General features: G+C 58.4%; 16 protein-coding genes and 1 other annotated feature. Of the genes, 13 read left to right on the top strand and 3 right to left on the bottom strand.

All coding sequences use genetic code 11. The annotated features are described in order from the left end of the window. Window positions 1-60: 60 nt before the first annotated feature. Window positions 61-1,428 carry an L-serine ammonia-lyase gene (locus AC2AXP_RS03390; RefSeq protein WP_004965156.1) on the top strand — a complete coding sequence of 456 codons (1,368 nt, stop codon included), beginning with the start codon at window positions 61-63 and terminating at the stop codon, window positions 1,426-1,428. Between the two features lie 75 nt (window positions 1,429-1,503). Here AC2AXP_RS03390 and AC2AXP_RS03385 read toward each other — a convergent pair whose 3' ends face one another. After that, entirely contained in the window at window positions 1,504-2,709 is a 1,206-nt protein-coding gene (locus tag AC2AXP_RS03385) for a serine hydrolase (protein WP_164844322.1), read from the bottom strand. Between the two features lie 510 nt (window positions 2,710-3,219). Between AC2AXP_RS03385 and AC2AXP_RS03380 the strand changes: the two genes are divergently transcribed. The 4 genes from AC2AXP_RS03380 to AC2AXP_RS03365 all read left to right on the top strand — a co-directional run bounded on the left by AC2AXP_RS03380 (window position 3,220) and on the right by AC2AXP_RS03365 (window position 7,258). Next, window positions 3,220-4,587, top strand: a complete 1,368-nt coding sequence (locus AC2AXP_RS03380; RefSeq protein WP_198772776.1) for a pyridoxal-phosphate dependent enzyme — start codon at window positions 3,220-3,222, stop codon at window positions 4,585-4,587. Window positions 4,588-4,598: 11 nt separating this feature from the next. After that, window positions 4,599-5,744 (top strand): trans-sulfuration enzyme family protein, encoded by a 1,146-nt coding sequence (locus tag AC2AXP_RS03375; RefSeq protein WP_449145101.1) that lies wholly within the window; start codon window positions 4,599-4,601, stop codon window positions 5,742-5,744. 145 nt (window positions 5,745-5,889) lie between these two features. Continuing rightward, entirely contained in the window at window positions 5,890-6,546 is a 657-nt protein-coding gene (locus AC2AXP_RS03370) for an HAD family hydrolase (RefSeq protein WP_004965169.1), read from the top strand. 91 nt (window positions 6,547-6,637) lie between these two features. Further along, the gene (locus AC2AXP_RS03365) at window positions 6,638-7,258 is read left to right on the top strand and encodes a glutathione S-transferase family protein (RefSeq protein ID WP_004965171.1); all 621 of its coding nucleotides are present in this window, start codon (window positions 6,638-6,640) and stop codon (window positions 7,256-7,258) included. Between the two features lie 27 nt (window positions 7,259-7,285). Here the strand turns inward: AC2AXP_RS03365 and AC2AXP_RS03360 are convergent, their stop codons facing one another. Next, a complete protein-coding gene (locus AC2AXP_RS03360; RefSeq protein ID WP_198772778.1) occupies window positions 7,286-8,386 on the bottom strand; it encodes a PQQ-dependent sugar dehydrogenase in 1,101 nt (366 codons plus the stop codon). 131 nt (window positions 8,387-8,517) lie between these two features. On the opposite strand from AC2AXP_RS03360, the gene AC2AXP_RS03355 reads away from it, so the two are divergent. Together AC2AXP_RS03355 and AC2AXP_RS03350 are read left to right on the top strand one after the other, a co-directional pair. Continuing rightward, window positions 8,518-8,949, top strand: a complete 432-nt coding sequence (locus AC2AXP_RS03355; protein WP_039992291.1) for a GNAT family N-acetyltransferase — start codon at window positions 8,518-8,520, stop codon at window positions 8,947-8,949. Next, window positions 8,949-9,929, top strand: coding sequence for a magnesium and cobalt transport protein CorA (locus tag AC2AXP_RS03350; RefSeq protein ID WP_430298979.1), 981 nt, complete (start codon window positions 8,949-8,951; stop codon window positions 9,927-9,929). The genes AC2AXP_RS03355 and AC2AXP_RS03350 overlap by 1 nt, the downstream gene beginning before the upstream one ends. Window positions 9,930-10,055: 126 nt before the next feature. Here AC2AXP_RS03350 and AC2AXP_RS03345 read toward each other — a convergent pair whose 3' ends face one another. After that, entirely contained in the window at window positions 10,056-10,880 is an 825-nt protein-coding gene (locus AC2AXP_RS03345) for an SDR family oxidoreductase (protein ID WP_198772779.1), read from the bottom strand. A 229-nt stretch (window positions 10,881-11,109) separates the two neighbouring features. On the opposite strand from AC2AXP_RS03345, the gene hisL reads away from it, so the two are divergent. The 6 genes from hisL to hisH all read left to right on the top strand — a co-directional run bounded on the left by hisL (window position 11,110) and on the right by hisH (window position 16,278). Continuing rightward, on the top strand, window positions 11,110-11,157 hold the full coding sequence (gene hisL, locus AC2AXP_RS03340) for a his operon leader peptide (protein ID WP_101495319.1): 48 nt from the start codon (window positions 11,110-11,112) through the stop codon (window positions 11,155-11,157). Then, window positions 11,133-11,259, top strand: a sequence feature (His leader region). It overlaps the preceding gene by 25 nt. Before the next feature lie 67 nt (window positions 11,260-11,326). Next, window positions 11,327-12,226 (top strand): ATP phosphoribosyltransferase, encoded by a 900-nt coding sequence (gene hisG / locus AC2AXP_RS03335; protein ID WP_039992292.1) that lies wholly within the window; start codon window positions 11,327-11,329, stop codon window positions 12,224-12,226. 5 nt (window positions 12,227-12,231) lie between these two features. Beyond that, window positions 12,232-13,539 (top strand): histidinol dehydrogenase, encoded by a 1,308-nt coding sequence (gene hisD, locus AC2AXP_RS03330; RefSeq protein ID WP_273867256.1) that lies wholly within the window; start codon window positions 12,232-12,234, stop codon window positions 13,537-13,539. Further along, entirely contained in the window at window positions 13,536-14,624 is a 1,089-nt protein-coding gene (hisC, locus tag AC2AXP_RS03325; protein ID WP_004965186.1) for a histidinol-phosphate transaminase, read from the top strand. The genes hisD and hisC overlap by 4 nt, the downstream gene beginning before the upstream one ends. Next, window positions 14,621-15,688 carry a bifunctional histidinol-phosphatase/imidazoleglycerol-phosphate dehydratase HisB gene (gene hisB / locus AC2AXP_RS03320; protein ID WP_484381409.1) on the top strand — a complete coding sequence of 356 codons (1,068 nt, stop codon included), beginning with the start codon at window positions 14,621-14,623 and terminating at the stop codon, window positions 15,686-15,688. Before hisC ends, hisB begins: the two co-directional genes overlap by 4 nt. Further along, entirely contained in the window at window positions 15,688-16,278 is a 591-nt protein-coding gene (gene hisH, locus AC2AXP_RS03315; RefSeq protein WP_004965191.1) for an imidazole glycerol phosphate synthase subunit HisH, read from the top strand. The genes hisB and hisH overlap by 1 nt, the downstream gene beginning before the upstream one ends.

Here is a 16,278-nt window from a genome sequence, read left to right as displayed (position 1 = left end):
CTGCACGACCCCATTCCCCTTTTTGATTGACGCCTTTATTCATTATAAGGAGGCGAGACCATGGTTAGCGTTTTCGATATTTTCAAAATTGGCATTGGTCCATCCAGTTCCCACACCGTCGGTCCGATGAAAGCCGGCAAACAGTTTGTCGACGATTTGATTGACGGCGGGCTACTCGAGCAAACCCGTCATATCGTGGTGGATGTCTATGGGTCGCTGTCGCTGACCGGTAAGGGCCACCATACCGACATTGCGATTATCATGGGGCTGGCAGGCAACCTGCCGCATGACGTGGACATTGACAGCATCCCCGGCTTTATCCGTGACGTAGAAGTCACCGCTCGTCTGCCGATTGCCGGTGGCCGCCATCAGGTGGATTTCCCCTTGGCCAGCAGCATGAATTTCCACCACGACAATCTGCCGCTGCATGAAAACGGCATGCGCATCCGTGCGTTCGCCGAGGAACAGTTGCTGCACAGCCAAACCTATTATTCGATCGGCGGTGGTTTTATCGTCGATGAAGCGCATTTTGGCCTGCCCGCCAGCGATGCACGGCCACTGCCGTACCCGTATCACAGCGCACGCGATCTGCAACAACACTGTAAGGACACCGGCCTGTCACTGTCCGGGCTGGTGATGCAGAACGAACTGGCGCTGCGCAGCAAAGACCAGATCGACGCCCATTTCGCCGCCGTATGGCAGGTAATGCGTGACGGTATCGAGCGCGGTATGAACACGGAAGGACTGCTGCCAGGGCCGATGAAGGTACAGCGCCGCGCCGCCGCGTTGCGCCGCATGCTGGTCACCGGCGACAAAAACAATATCGATCCGATGAACGTGGTGGATTGGATCAATATGTTCGCCTTCGCAGTGAACGAAGAAAATGCCGCCGGCGGACGGGTGGTTACCGCGCCGACCAACGGTGCCTGCGGGATCATTCCGGCGGTGCTGGCGTATTACGATCGGTTCATCCGACCGGTGAATACCAATTCCTACAGCCGCTTCTTCCTGACCGCGGGTGTGATAGGCGCACTGTATAAAATGAACGCCTCCATTTCTGGCGCCGAAGTCGGCTGTCAGGGCGAAGTTGGAGTAGCCTGTTCGATGGCGGCTGCCGGTCTGGCAGAATTGATGGGCGGTAGCCCGGCTCAGGTGTGCATTGCGGCAGAAATCGCCATGGAGCACCATCTGGGGTTGACCTGCGATCCGCTGGCCGGCCAGGTTCAGGTGCCCTGTATCGAACGTAACGCGATTTCCGCCGTGAAGGCGGTCAATGCCGCGCGCATGGCGCTACGCCGTACCAGCGAGCCGCGCGTGTGCCTGGATAAGGTGATCGAAACCATGTATGAAACCGGCAAGGACATGAACGCCAAATATCGCGAAACGTCGCAAGGCGGGCTGGCGATCAAAGTGGTGGCCTGCAACTGATTGGCTGATGCCGCACAACAGACGGGGCGCCGTTCAAGGTGCCCCGTCACAGGCTGCAACCGATCGCTAACCGGTTTAGCCGAAGATACTGCCGAACCACTGGGTCAGCGTCATCATCACCCGATCCCAGATCCGGCTGAAGAAGTTCCCCTCTTTGACTTCCTGCATCGCCACCAGCGGGCGCTGATCGATGACTTTGCCATCAAGCTGGAAGTCGATGGTGCCCACCACCTGATTCTTGGCCAACGGTGCCTTTAGGCTATCGCTGTTGAGCTTATAGCTGGCTTTGAGGTTTTTCATCTGCCCTTTCGGAATGGTGATCGATGCATCTTTCGCGACGCCCAACGGCACTTCACCGACGTCGCCAAACCACACCCGCTGGGTGATAAACGGCTTGTCTGCCTTGATCGGCGTGGTGGTTTCGTAGAAACGGAAGCCCCAGGTCAGCAGCTTTTCGCTCTCGCTAAAACGCACGCGATCGCTCGGCGCACCCAGCACCACCGAAATCAGCCGCATCGGGCCATCGGTGGCGGAGGCCACCAGATTGTGGCCAGCGCCGCTGGTATAGCCAGTTTTGATGCCGTCAACCGACAGATTGCTGCTCCATAGCAGCCGATTGCGGTTTACCTGGCGGATCTTGTTGAAGGTAAATTCCTTTTCCTTGTGCAGCGCGTATTCATCCGGCACGTCGCGAATCAGCGCCTGACTCAGCAGCGCCATGTCGCGCGCGGTGCTGAATTGTCCTTCGGCATCCAGACCATGTACCGTCAGGAAATGCGTATTCTGCAGGCCTAGGTGCTTGGCATAGCCGTTCATCAATGAAACAAAGGATTCCTGACTGCCGGCCACATAGTCCGCCAGCGCAATGCTGGCGTCGTTGCCTGACTGAATAACGATACCTTTGTTCAGCTCCATCACCGGCACCCGATCGCCCGGTTTGATAAACATCAGCGATGAACCGCGCAATACCGGATTGCCGGTAGCCCAGGCGTCTTTACCAACGGTAACCAGATCGGTCGGCTTGATCTTGCCGGCCTTGATTGCCTGACCGATCACATAGCTGGACATGATTTTCGTCAGACTGGCTGGATCGAGCCGGCTATCCGGGTTGCCTTCCGCCAGGATCTTGCCGCTGTTGTAGTCCATCAATACAAATGCCTTTGCATCGACCTGTGGCGGAGCCGGTGGCGCGGCAGCCTGAACCGCAGGCAAGGCAAGACAAAGAATACCGACGCTAAAGGTCAGTTTTTTAAGGGAAGAAGATAAATTTTTTTTCATCATATCGTCGCCAGAGTGTCCTTTCAAACCATTGAAATAGCGTTAACTTTCAAACCTGTTGCGTTTTCAGCCAACCAGCGAGAAGTGCCCGGTACATCATTCCAATCGCCAACTCCCGGCGATTGCGTATTAATTTAAGTTATGTACCGAAACGGCCCTTGCTGTGAGTTTATTAGATTTATCTTATTTTTGCAGGGTTTAGCGGTGATTTTCAGGACTTTTACATAACTGTACGCTTTAGGCCACAAATTGAGTAAAAACCGTGCCAAACAGCCATTTTTAGTACCACTGCCGATTGACCGGACAGCGCTGTGTTGCCGTTACAGCCTCTACTCGTGCCAACAGCCAGCCAAACGTTTTAACCGCCATACGGCTATACGCCTTGACGCCCAAATCAAGACTAATATATTCCAAAACCGCATATAACCAGGTTATTTGTTCTTTTCAATAGCCACAATTGCAGCGCTATCATCCAAACAACGGTTTTAAAACCGAATTATTCTGGAGAAAGCCATGGCAATCGCGACATCCGCACTCGACACCATCGGCAATACGCCGATGCTGGAACTGACACAGTTTGATACCGGCCCGTGCCGCCTGTTCGTGAAGCTGGAAAACCAAAACCCCGGCGGTTCGATCAAAGACCGCGTGGCGCTGTCGATGATCGAACAGGCGGAGCGCGACGGACAACTGTCCCCCGGCGGCACCATCATTGAGGCCACCGCCGGCAACACCGGGCTGGGGCTGGCACTGGTCGCGGCGATGAAAGGCTATCGGTTGCTGCTGGTGGTGCCGGACAAGATGAGCCGCGAGAAAATTTTCCACCTGCGCGCGCTGGGCGCAGAAGTGCTGCTGACCCGCTCCGACGTCGGCAAGGGTCACCCGGCGTATTATCAAGACTACGCCCAACGGCTGGCGGCAGAAACCCCCGGCGCGCTGTATATTGACCAGTTCAACAACCCGGCCAACCCGGCGGCGCATGCCAAGACCACCGCGCCGGAGCTGTGGCGCCAGATGGAACAGCAGATTGACGCTATCGTGGTCGGCGTTGGCTCCGGCGGCACGCTGGGCGGGCTGAGCCAATATTTTTCCACCGTCTCGCCGGACACCGAGCTGGTACTGGCGGATCCGGCCGGCTCGATTCTGGCGGATTATCTTGATAACGGCCAAATCGGCGACGCCGGCAGTTGGCTGGTCGAGGGCATCGGCGAAGACTTCGTGCCACCGCTCGGTGACTTCGAACGGCTGCGCAACGCCTATCGCATCAGCGATCGTGAAGCGTTCAGCACCGCCCGCGAGCTACTGCGCAAGGAAGGCATTCTGTCCGGATCGTCAACCGGTACGCTGCTGGCTGCCGCGCTACGCTACTGCCGTGCGCAGACCACGCCAAAACGCGTTGTCACCTTTGTCTGCGACAGCGGCAATAAATACCTGTCAAAAATGTATAACGATTACTGGCTGCGTGAGCAGGGACTGCTGCAGCGCCCGCCGCAGGGTGACCTGCGCGATCTGATTGCCTATCGCCATGATGAGGGTGCGACGGTTGCCGCCGCGCCGGACGACACGCTGGCAGTGGTACATGCACGCATGCGGCTGTATGACATTTCACAACTGCCGGTTCTGGACAACGACCGCGTGGTCGGGCTGATTGACGAATGGGATCTGCTCAATGCGCTGCAGGCCGACGCCAGTCACTTCAACCTGCCGGCCGAGCGTGCCATGACGCGCGCGGTGCAAACCCTGCAAAAAGACGCCGATCAACGGCAGTTGATGGCGACGTTTTCTCACGGCCACGTCGCGGTAGTGCTCGACGGCGAGCGCTTCCTCGGTCTTATCACACGTACCGACGTACTGAACGCCTGGCGTCAGAAATTAGCCTAAAAGGAATCATCATGAGCACATTTGCCACTAAAAGCGTGCATGCAGGTTACACTCCGGACGCTACCGGCGCGGTAATGCCGGCAATTTACGCCACCTCGACCTATGCGCAACCAGCGCCCGGCGAACCTGCCGGTTATGAATATTCACGCAGTGGCAATCCGACGCGCAGCGCGCTGGAAAACGCCATTGCCGAACTGGAGGGCGGCAGTCGCGGTTATGCATTTGCCTCGGGACTGGCGGCCTGCGCAACGGTACTGGAACTGCTCGATCAAGGCAGCCATCTGGTGGCGGTAGACGATTTGTATGGCGGTACCTACCGCCTGTTAGAGAAGGTGCGCAGCCGTAGCGCCGGGCTACGGGTGACCTATGTCGCCCCGGGCGACAGCGCCGCGCTGGAACAGGCGATCGAGCCCGATACCAAAATGATCTGGGTGGAAACCCCGACCAATCCGCTGCTGAAGCTGGCGGATCTGGCAGCCATCGCCGCGATCGCCAAAAAGCATCGACTGATCGGCGTAGTGGATAATACCTTCGCCTCGCCGGCGCTTCAGCGCCCACTGGAGTATGGGTTCGACGTGGTGCTGCATTCCGCCACCAAATATCTGAACGGTCATTCCGACGTGGTGGCCGGCGTCGCGGTGGTCGGCGACAACCCCGAATTGGCGCAACAGCTTGGCTTTTTGCACAATGCGGTGGGCGGCATCCTCGATCCATTCAGCAGTTTCCTGACCCTGCGCGGTATCCGTACCCTGGCGCTGCGCATGGAACGCCACAGCCACAGTGCGCTGCGTATCGCCCAGTGGCTGGAGGGCCGACCACAGGTGGAAAACGTCTACTATCCCGGCCTGACCAGCCATCCGCAACACGCGCTGGCGGCGCGGCAAATGCAACAGTTTGGCGGTATGATCTCACTGCGCCTGAAGGGGGATGACGCCTATGCGCGTCGGGTGATTGGCCGCCTGTCGCTGTTCACGCTGGCCGAAAGCCTGGGCGGTGTGGAAAGCCTGATCGGCCAGCCGTTCAGCATGACCCACGCTTCAATCCCGCTGGAACAGCGGCTGAAATCCGGCATTACGCCACAGTTGCTGCGCCTGTCGGTGGGCATCGAGGACGCCGACGATCTGATCGCCGATCTGCAGCAGGCGCTGGAGGAATAGCCTACGGTAGACAAACATTCATCCAACCGTCGCAAAAACGTCATCGGTGTTTCTTATGCTCAGCGCAATTTCGCCGCCGTGGCTGGCTGGCGATCCCCTTGTTCGCTATCCTTAAGCGCGAAATACCCCTGCCGGAGAAGCACCGATGGATTTAGCCCTGTTCGACCTGGATGAAACCCTGATTGACGACGACAGCGCCAGCTTATGGATCCGCTGGCTGGTGTCTCAGGGGTTCGCGCCGGCGGAGCTGGCCACGCAAGAACAGCAGTTGATGCAGCATTACTATCAAGGCACCTTGTCGATGGAAGCCTACATGCGAGCGACGCTGGCACCGCTGGCCGGTTGCAGCGTGCCGACCGTTGCCGGCTGGGTGGAGCGCTACATCCGCCGCGATATTCTGCCGCGCGTCTACCCCGCCGCACGCGAGCGCCTGCAATGGCATCGTGAACGTGGCGATTGCATTCTGGTGGTTTCGGCCACCGGCGAGCATCTGGTGGCGCCGATTGCCGAGCGGCTGGGCGCCGACGGCGCGCTGGCCATCGGCGTCGAAATCGCCGCAGGCCGCTATACCGGCAATACCTATGGCACCATGACCTATCAGCAAGGCAAGGTGATCCGTCTGCAACAGTGGCTGGAACAGCAGACACAACGGCAATTCGCCTACATTCACGGTTACAGCGACTCGATCAACGATCGGCCGATGCTGGACTATGTCGACAGCGCAACGGTAATCAACCCGGATGCCGATTTACATGCGCTGGCGCTGCAGAACGGCTGGGAAGTGTGCCGCTGGGAACGCTGAAGAAAGGCAAAAAACGCATCCGACAGTGACAAATTACGGATTGTAGCGTAGGAATTAAGGCTAATCCGTCAATCAACCGAAGAGGCGTTTTATGCTGACCATCTGGGGCCGTGAAAATTCGAACAACGTCAGAAAAGTACTCTGGTGCGCCGCAGAACTGGAGTTGAGTTATCGCCATATCAATGCCGGCGGTGCCTATGGCAAGGTGGACGAGGCCGCCTATCGGGCGCTGAACCCAAACGGCCTGGTGCCGCTATTGCAGGACGATGACTTTGTACTGTGGGAATCCAACACCATCGTACGCTACCTGGCGGCCAAATACGGCCAGGCGCCGTTCTACCCGCAGGATCTGCAGCAGCGCGCCGCGGCCGAAAAATGGATGGATTGGGCGACCGCAACCATCGTCACCCCGTTTCGCCCGGTGTTCTGGGGCATGGTGCGCACCCCACCCGACCAGCGCGATATGCTGAAAATCGAAGCGGCCATCGCCGAGGTGGAAAAGTGCCTCGATATCGTTGAACACACCCTTTCCCAGCAGGCGTACCTGTCCGGCGACCAGCTCGGCATCGGCGACATTCCGCTCGGCAGCTTTATCTATGCCTGGTTTGAAATGCCGATCGCCCGCCGCCCACGTCCGCATATGGAACGCTGGTATCAGCAATTGTGCGCCCGACCGGCTTACCGCAGCGGCGTGATGTCCGCCATGACCTGATGTGCCCTGACGCCTCGCCAGGAGGCGTCAGGAGGCCCCCACCCGCAACAGCTTGCCGTCGCTGTCATCGGTCAGCAGATACAGATAACCGTCCGGCCCGGTACGAACCTCACGAATACGTTCGTCGCGATCGCTCAGCAGCCGCTCTTCCGCCACGATCTTGTCACCGACCAACGTCAGGCGAATCAAGGTTTTTTGCGCCAACGCGCCGATGAACAGCGAATGCTGCCAGGCAGGGAAGCGCGATGCATCATAAAACGCCATGCCGCTGATCCCCGGAGAGGTTTCCCAGTGGTGCAATGGCACTTCGGTGCCGTCGGCCTGCGCCCCCTTGGCTTCAGGGATCGGCGAACCGGAATAGTTAATACCATGGGTAGCAAGCGGCCAGCCGTAATTTTTGCCGGCCTGCGGAATATTGACCTCGTCGCCGCCACGCGGGCCGTGTTCATGCTCCCAGACCACGCCGGTCCACGGGTTCAGCGCCAGCCCCTGCGGGTTGCGGATACCGTATGACCAGATCTCGGCCCGCTTGCCCGACTGGCCGACAAACGGGTTGTCCGTTGGCACCTTGCCCTCGGCGGTCAGCCGCACGATCTTGCCTTGCAGCTTGTCCAGATCCTGCGCTGTCGGTCGTTGATTGTTTTCCCCCAGGGCAATAAACAGATGTCCCTGCCTGTCGAACACCATTTTGCCGCCAAAGTGGTTACCGACCGACAGCTTCGGCTGCTGACGGAAGATCACGCGGAAATCGTCCAGCCGGGCATTGTCGTTGCTCAAACGGCCATAACCCACCGCGGTGCCAGCCTTGCCATCGCTGCCACGCTCGGCAAAGCTGAGATAAACCCGCCGATTGCTGGCGAAGTCCGGTGACAACAACACCTCCAGCAGCCCGCCCTGTCCTCGCGCATACACCTGCGGCACGCCGGCGATCGGCGGCGACAGTCCCTTGTCCTGCTGCCACAAACGCAGGCGGCCAGGGCGTTCGGTAATCAGTATCCCCTGTTCGCCGGGTAAAAAGGCCAGCGACCAAGGGTGTTCAAGTTTGTCCTGTAATTGGGTTACCACCGGCGCGGCTTGCAACCAACCGCTAACCAATAACAAACCGGCCATCAATATCACTCGGGGCATGCATCCTCCTGGGTTAACAACGTGCTCATTCAGTGTAGCCCAGCTGAATGGCTTCGCCGTTTCGGTGTTTTATCAATCGGTTGCCTTTTGGCTACGCTATGCTTAAGTTAACGAGTAACCAAGGAGAACACATGGAAATCACCATTACCGCGGCGCTGGACGAGCAAACGCGTGAAGCCATTCGTCAGGGCCTGATGGCGCATAACCGCCCGTTTATCGATACCAGCCTGCGCACGCCACTCAACGTTTTTGCCCAGGATGACGCCGGCCAGGTGATCGCCGGACTGACCGCCGTGACCTGGGGCAACTGGCTGAGCATCGATTGGCTATGGGTAGCCGATTCACAGCGCGGTAGCGGCATTGGCCGGCAGATAATGCACGCCGCCGAGCAGGCCGCCGTGGCTCGCGGCTGCCGCTATTGCCGCCTCGACACCTTCAGTTTTCAGGCACGACCGTTCTATGAAAAACTGGGCTATCAGCTACAAATGACGCTGCGGGATTATCCGGTGGAGCATGAATGCTATTTTCTCACCAAAACCATCGATAATTCACCGGCGGCATAATGAACAGTACCGGAATGGTGGTAAACAGCGTGGCCTATAAGGCCGGAAAACGCTTGGGCGATGTGACCATCGACGATATCAGCGAAGTGGTGAAGCAAGCGGATGCCTTTGTCTGGCTCGGCCTGTGGCAGCCGGAAGACGCCTTCATGCGTAAAATCCAGGAAGAGTTCGGCCTGCACGATCTGGCGATCGAAGACGCGCTGTGCGCCCATCAGCGACCCAAAATCGAAACCTATGGCGACTCGTTATTTATCGTGGTGAAAACCGCGCATATCCAGGGCGAGGCCATTGAATACGGAGAAACTCACTTTTTCGTTGGTAAAAACTTCCTGATCACCGTCAGGCACGGCGCCTCCAGCAGCTATGCGCCGATCCGCGCCAAGGCCGAGGGCAATCCGAAACAGCTGTGCCGCGGGCCGGGCTTCGCACTGTATTCGATTATGGATTTTATCGTCGACAATTACCGGCAGATCGTCACGCACTTTGAGAGCGCGATTGAAACTATCGAAGCCAATATGTTCCAGTCCGACTTTGACCAGGCTGCGATCGCCCGCGTCCATAGCCTGCGGCGGCATCTGCTGGCGCTGCGCAATGCAGCGCTGCCGATGGACGAAATTTGCAGCCAGTTGATCCGCCTGCATGAAGAGGTGATCCCGAAGGATTTGCGCGCCTATGTGCGTGACGTGCAGGACCATGCGCGTCAGGTCGTGAACACCATTGACGACATGCGCGAAATGCTGACCAACGCCATGCATGTCAATCTGGCGCTGGTAACGGTCAAGCAGAACGAGGTGGTGAAACGGCTGGCCGGCTGGGGGGCGATTCTGGCTATTCCGACGGTGATTTTCAGCCTGTACGGCATGAACTTCGAAAATATGCCGGAACTGAAGCTGCCCTGGGCCTACCACGTCACGCTGGGCGTTACCGTGGTCGGCTGCGCCTTGCTGTACCGCAAACTGAAAGGCTCCGGCTGGCTGTAAACGCAGCACGTCGAGCGGAGAACCCGGCGCAAAACCACGCTTACGCTGCCCCCCTGAGGGGGATGGATGTAATCCGGCAACCCGACGGCGCTCTGCCGCCGAGGTCAAGCGACACCCGCCAGGCGCTCAGCTGACCGGCATGCGCGCCGGATCGGGATACTGGTATTCGAACCCCAGTTCTTTGCAAATGCGACTGCCGTCCACCAACCGCCCTTCCTGCGGCGCCTCGTCGGCAAACTGCGGGGGCGGCAACTGCAGCCGTTCGGCCAAGGCCGGATAAAACTCACGCTTGATAGGATGGCCTGGTGCGCACAAATTGTAAACGTGCCCGCCGCTCGGCAAACGCAACAGTAACTGAATGGCGGCGATGACGTCGTCCTGATGCACCAGATTGACTCCCAGCGATCCGCCCTTCACGTCCACCTTGCCGGCCAGGAAACGGCCTGGATGGCGTTCGGCACCGACCAGCCCGGCCAGACGCAAAATATCCACCGAGGTATTCGGCAGTTCATGCAGCCAGCGCTCCAGGTCGGCCAGCACTCGGCCAGACGCGCTGACCGGCGCTATCGGCGACGTTTCGCGCAGGGTGCCGGAATAGTCGCCGTAGACCGAGGTCGAGCTGGTAAAAATGATGCGCGCCACGTTGTACGCCATCGCGCTGTCCACCAGCATCCGCACCGCATTAAAGTAGTTTTCGCTGCCGTCGACGGTACGACGCGCCGGTAAGGTCACCACCAGCGCATCCACCTGTAACAGCGCATCCAGATCGTCTGGTTCGCAGATCAGCTCCGGCGTCAGTTCCAGTTGATAACATTCGATGCCGCTCAGGCGCGCGGCTTCGACACCGTCCGGGGTGGTTTTACTGCCAACCACTTCAAACCCGCGGCTCATCAGTGACAATGCCAACGGCATGCCCAGCCAACCCAGGCCAACAATGGCGACTTTTTTCATCTCTTCCTCTCCTGCACAGCGCAGCGATTGATTCGTTAAGGCTACGCCACTCGGTATTCGGTTACAATCAACGTACGCAACTCTGAGATAAAGCGGCGTATGGCTAATAACCAGACCCGTTTCAATGAATTAAATTTATGTCAGTAAAAAAGGGTTGCGCGATCTGCGCTCAATAGTTTAGGTTAATTAGCAATTGAGTCATTCCTGACATCATTATTACGAGATTACCATGACGCGCATTCAGTTCAGCCACCATCATCACCATCATCCTGACTAGTCTTTCAGGCGATGTGTGCTGGGAGACGGTTTTAGAATCTTCCAGTGGCGCGCAGATTGCAAGAGAGAGCCCTCGGAAGATTTCTTCCGAGGGTTTTTTTTTGGCTCCGGACAGACAGAACAAAAATTTCAATAACAAATTCATAAAATTACAGAGAGTAGAGGTTACCATGCTGGACAAAACACGTTTACGGATAGCAATGCAGAAATCAGGCCGCCTGAGCGAAGAGTCTCAGGAACTGCTGGCGCGTTGCGGTATCAAGATCAATCTGCAGCAACAGCGCCTGATCGCTTTCGCGGAAAACATGCCGATTGATATTCTGCGGGTGCGCGATGACGATATTCCGGGCCTGGTGATGGACGGCGTGGTCGATCTGGGCATCATCGGTGAAAACGTGCTGGAAGAAGAACTGCTCAACCGCCGTGCCCAAGGCGAAGACCCGCGTTACTTCACCCTGCGCCGCCTGGACTTTGGCGGTTGCCGTCTGTCACTGGCCACCGCACTCGACAGCGAGTATACCGGTCCGCAAAGCCTGCAAGATGCCCGTATCGCCACCTCTTATCCGCACATTCTCAAACAGTACCTCGACAAACAGGGCGTTCGTTTCAAATCCTGCCTGCTGAACGGTTCGGTCGAAGTTGCTCCCCGTGCCGGCCTGGCCGATGCCATCTGCGATCTGGTCTCTACCGGTGCAACGCTGGAAGCCAACGGCCTGCGTGAAGTGGAAGTGATCTACCGCTCGAAGGCCTGTCTGATTCAGCGCGACGGTGAAATGCCAGAAGCCAAACAGCAGTTGATCGATCGCCTGATGACGCGTATTCAGGGCGTGATCCAGGCGCGTGAATCCAAATACATCATGCTGCACGCGCCAAGCGAGCGGCTGGACGAAATCGTCGCGCTGCTGCCGGGTGCCGAACGCCCAACCATTCTGCCTTTGGCCGGTGCACAAAACCGCGTCGCGATGCACATGGTCAGCAGCGAAACCCTGTTCTGGGAAACCATGGAAAAACTGAAAGCGCTGGGCGCCAGTTCGATTCTGGTATTGCCGATTGAGAAGATGATGGAGTAAAGGCCATGTCGAACTTCAATACCCTGGTGAACTGGGCCGAATGCAGCGCGGAGCAGCGTAGCGAACTGTTGATGCGCCCGGCGATTTCCGCCTCGGACAGCATTACCCGCACGGTGCGCGAGATCCTCGATAACGTTAAAAGCAACGGCGACCGCGCATTGCGCGAATACAGCGCCAAATTTGACCGCACCGAGGTGAGCACGCTGCGCGTCAGCGCCGAGCAGATCGCCGCCGCCGCCGCACGTCTGGGCGACGATCTCAAACAGGCGATGGCGGTAGCGGTACGCAATGTGGACACTTTCCACAACGCGCAACGACTGCCAACGGTGGACATTGAAACCATGCCCGGCGTGCGTTGCCAGCAGGTCACCCGCCCGATTGACTCGGTCGGTCTGTATATTCCCGGCGGTTCTGCGCCGCTGTTTTCTACCGTGCTGATGCTGGCAACTCCGGCGCGTATCGCCGGTTGCCGCCGTGTAGTGCTGTGCTCGCCACCGCCGATTGCCGACGAAATCCTCTACGCCGCGCAGCTGTGTGGGGTACAGGAGGTATTCCAGGTCGGCGGCGCACAGGCTATCGCAGCGCTGGCATTCGGTACCGACTCGGTGCCACGGGTAGACAAGATCTTTGGCCCGGGCAACGCCTTTGTCACCGAAGCCAAACGTCAGGTTAGCCAACGTCTCGACGGTGCCGCCATTGATATGCCCGCCGGCCCGTCAGAAGTGCTGGTGATTGCCGATAGCGGCGCCACCCCGGCGTTCGTCGCCTCCGATCTGCTGTCGCAAGCCGAACACGGGCCGGATTCCCAGGTGATTTTATTAACGCCGGATGCCGCCATGGCACAGGCGGTGGCCGACGAGGTTGATCGGCAGTTGGCCGCATTGCCGCGTGCGGAAACCGCCCGTCAGGCGCTGGCCAGCAGCCGGTTGATCGTCGCACAGGATCTGGCGGAATGTCTGCGCATCAGCAACCAGTACGGCCCGGAGCACCTGATCATTCAGACCCGTAACGCCCGCGAACTGGTCGACGCCGTCACCAGCGCCGGTTCGGTGTTCCTCGGCGACTGGTCGCCAGAATCTGCCGGTGATTATGCTTCTGGCACCAATCACGTGCTGCCGACCTACGGTTACACCGCCACCTGCTCCAGCCTGGGGCTGGCGGATTTCCAAAAGCGCATGACGGTGCAGGAACTGACGCCGCAAGGCTTTATCAACCTGGCCGCCACCATTGAGCAGCTTGCCGCTGCCGAACAGCTGATCGCCCACAAGAATGCCGTCACTCTGCGCGTCGCCGCATTGAAGGAGCAAGCATGAGCATAGACAATCTGGCACGCCAGAACGTACGTGAGTTAACGCCTTACCAGTCGGCGCGCCGGCTCGGCGGCAAGGGCGACGTATGGCTGAACGCCAATGAATATCCATTGGCGCCGACCTTCGAACTGACCGCGCAGACCTTCAATCGCTATCCGGAATGCCAGCCGGCATTGGTGATTGAACGCTATGCCGAATATGCCGGCGTGCAGAAACAGCAGGTGCTGGTCAGCCGTGGCGCGGACGAAGGCATCGAACTGCTGATCCGCGCATTCTGCGAGCCGGGTCAGGACGCCATTCTGTTTTGCCCGCCAACCTACGGCATGTACGCCGTCAGTGCCGAAACCTTCGGCGTCGAGCGCCGCACGGTAGCGGCGAAAGACGACTGGCAGCTCGATCTGCCGGCGATTGCCGACAGCCTGGACCACGTCAAGCTGGTGTATGTCTGCAGCCCAAACAACCCGACCGGCAACCTGATCGATCCGAACGACTTGCGCGCGCTGCTGGAGATGACCAAAGGCAAGGCGATTGTCGCGATTGACGAGGCCTACATCGAGTTTTGCCCGCAGGCCAGCGTGGTCGGCTGGCTGAACGACTATCCACACCTGGCTATCCTGCGCACCCTGTCGAAAGCGTTCGCGCTGGCGGGTCTGCGCTGTGGTTTTACCCTGGCCAATCCACCGTTGATCGCACTGTTGCTGAAGGTGATCGCCCCGTATCCGCTCTCCACTCCGGTGGCCGATATCGCCGCACAGGCGTTGAGCGTTGAAGGGCTGCGCGTGATGCGCCAACGGGTTGGCGAGATTGCCGCCAACCGCAGTTGGCTGCAGCAGGCATTGGCTGACTGCGCCTGTGTCGAACAGGTATTTGCCAGCGACAGCAATTATCTGCTGGTACGCTTTAGCGCCTCAAGTAATGTATTTAAAACCTTATGGGATCAGGGCATTATCTTGAGAGACCAAAATAAACAGCCTGGGCTGTCCGGTTGCCTGCGTATCACTATAGGCACCCGCGACGAATGTCAGCGCGTTATTGACGCACTCAAGACCCTGCCCGGAGCAACCGAGACTCGCCAGGAGCCAATGTGAGCCAGAAATTTCTCTTTATTGACCGTGACGGCACGCTGATTGCTGAACCTCCCGAAGATTTCCAGGTTGATCGCCTGGACAAGCTGGCGCTGGAGCCAGACGTTATCCCTTCCCTGCTGGCATTGCAGGCCGCAGGCTATAGCCTGGTGATGATCACCAATCAGGACGGGCTCGGCAGCGCCAGTTTCCCACAGGATACCTTCGATGCGCCGCACAATATGATGATGCAGATCCTGTCGTCGCAAGGGATTCAGTTCGAGGATATCCTGATCTGCCCACACCTGCCGGCAGACAACTGCGACTGCCGCAAGCCAAAAACCGCGCTGGTAAAACATTATCTGGAACCGGGCGTGATCAACGTGGCCAACAGCTACGTGATCGGCGATCGCCAGACCGACGTGCAACTGGCGGCCAATATGGGCATTCAAGGCTTGCTGTATCAGCGTGAAACCCTCGGCTGGAAGGAGATCGCTCGTCAGTTGACCCAGCGCGATCGCCATGCTCACGTAAATCGCGTCACCAAGGAAACGCAGATTGACGTCAACGTCTGGCTGGATCGTGAAGGCGGCAGCAAGATAAAAACCGGCGTCGGCTTTTTTGATCACATGCTGGATCAGATCGCCACCCACGGCGGCTTCCGTATGGATATCCAGGTCAACGGCGATCTGTACATCGACGATCACCACACGGTGGAAGACACCGCGCTGGCGCTGGGTGAAGCGCTGAATAAAGCGCTGGGTGACAAACGCGGCATTGCGCGCTTCGGCTTCGTGTTACCGATGGATGAATGCCTGGCGCGCTGCGCGATGGACATTTCCGGCCGGCCGCACCTCGAATATAAAGCGGAATTCAACTATCAGCGCGTTGGCGATCTGAGCACCGAAATGGTTGAACATTTCTTCCGTTCACTGTCCTATACCATGGGCTGCACGCTGCACCTAAAGACCAAGGGCAAAAACGATCACCACCGGGTAGAAAGCCTGTTCAAGGTGTTCGGCCGCACGCTGCGCCAGGCGATTCGCGTTGAGGGTAATACCCTGCCGAGCTCGAAAGGAGTGCTGTGATGAACGTGGTGATTCTTGATACTGGCTGCGCCAATCTGTCATCGGTGACCTACGCGGTGCAACGCCTGGGTTACCAGCCGACGGTCAGCCGCGATCCCGAGATCGTGTTGCGCGCCGACAAACTGTTCCTGCCAGGTGTCGGCACCGCGCAGGCGGCGATGGAACAGCTGGAGCAGCGCGAACTTATCGAGCTGATCAAGGCCTGCACCCAGCCGGTGTTGGGCATTTGTCTCGGCATGCAACTGTTGGCCAGCGGCAGCGATGAGAATGGCGGCATCAAAACGCTCGGCATTATCGACACGCCGGTACAACAGATGAGCGACGTTGGCCTGCCGTTGCCGCACATGGGCTGGAATCAGGTATCGGCCCAGGCAGGCAACCATTTGTTCCGCGGTATCGACGACGGTACCTACTTTTATTTTGTCCACGGTTATGCGATGCCAATATGCCCAAGCACCATCGCCCAGGCCAACTACGGCGAGCCGTTCACCGCCGCCGTGCAAAAAGACAATTTCTTCGGCGTGCAGTTTCATCCAGAACGTTCTGGTACGGCCGGCGCGCAACTGCTGAAAAACTTTCTGGAGATGTAG

The organism is Serratia sp. Sp408 (assembly GCF_057180665.1).
Note: the sequence above shows the minus strand (reverse complement) of the source record. Positions and strands in the feature narration are given on the sequence as shown.

Excerpts from the sequence above, each read along its gene's own strand:
- AC2AXP_RS03370 (WP_004965169.1), top strand. The coding sequence starts at position 5,890 with ATGGATTTAGCCCTGTTCGACCTGGATGAAACCCTGATTGACGACGAC.
- hisD (WP_273867256.1), top strand. The coding sequence starts at position 12,232 with ATGTCGAACTTCAATACCCTGGTGAACTGGGCCGAATGCAGCGCGGAG.
- AC2AXP_RS03365 (WP_004965171.1), top strand. The coding sequence starts at position 6,638 with ATGCTGACCATCTGGGGCCGTGAAAATTCGAACAACGTCAGAAAAGTA.
- hisC (WP_004965186.1), top strand. The coding sequence starts at position 13,536 with ATGAGCATAGACAATCTGGCACGCCAGAACGTACGTGAGTTAACGCCT.
- AC2AXP_RS03380 (WP_198772776.1), top strand. The coding sequence starts at position 3,220 with ATGGCAATCGCGACATCCGCACTCGACACCATCGGCAATACGCCGATG.
- AC2AXP_RS03350 (WP_430298979.1), top strand. The coding sequence starts at position 8,949 with ATGAACAGTACCGGAATGGTGGTAAACAGCGTGGCCTATAAGGCCGGA.
- AC2AXP_RS03355 (WP_039992291.1), top strand. The coding sequence starts at position 8,518 with ATGGAAATCACCATTACCGCGGCGCTGGACGAGCAAACGCGTGAAGCC.
- AC2AXP_RS03360 (WP_198772778.1), bottom strand. The coding sequence starts at position 8,386 with ATGCCCCGAGTGATATTGATGGCCGGTTTGTTATTGGTTAGCGGTTGG.
- AC2AXP_RS03385 (WP_164844322.1), bottom strand. The coding sequence starts at position 2,709 with ATGATGAAAAAAAATTTATCTTCTTCCCTTAAAAAACTGACCTTTAGC.
- hisH (WP_004965191.1), top strand. The coding sequence starts at position 15,688 with ATGAACGTGGTGATTCTTGATACTGGCTGCGCCAATCTGTCATCGGTG.
- AC2AXP_RS03375 (WP_449145101.1), top strand. The coding sequence starts at position 4,599 with ATGAGCACATTTGCCACTAAAAGCGTGCATGCAGGTTACACTCCGGAC.
- AC2AXP_RS03345 (WP_198772779.1), bottom strand. The coding sequence starts at position 10,880 with ATGAAAAAAGTCGCCATTGTTGGCCTGGGTTGGCTGGGCATGCCGTTG.
- hisG (WP_039992292.1), top strand. The coding sequence starts at position 11,327 with ATGCTGGACAAAACACGTTTACGGATAGCAATGCAGAAATCAGGCCGC.
- AC2AXP_RS03390 (WP_004965156.1), top strand. The coding sequence starts at position 61 with ATGGTTAGCGTTTTCGATATTTTCAAAATTGGCATTGGTCCATCCAGT.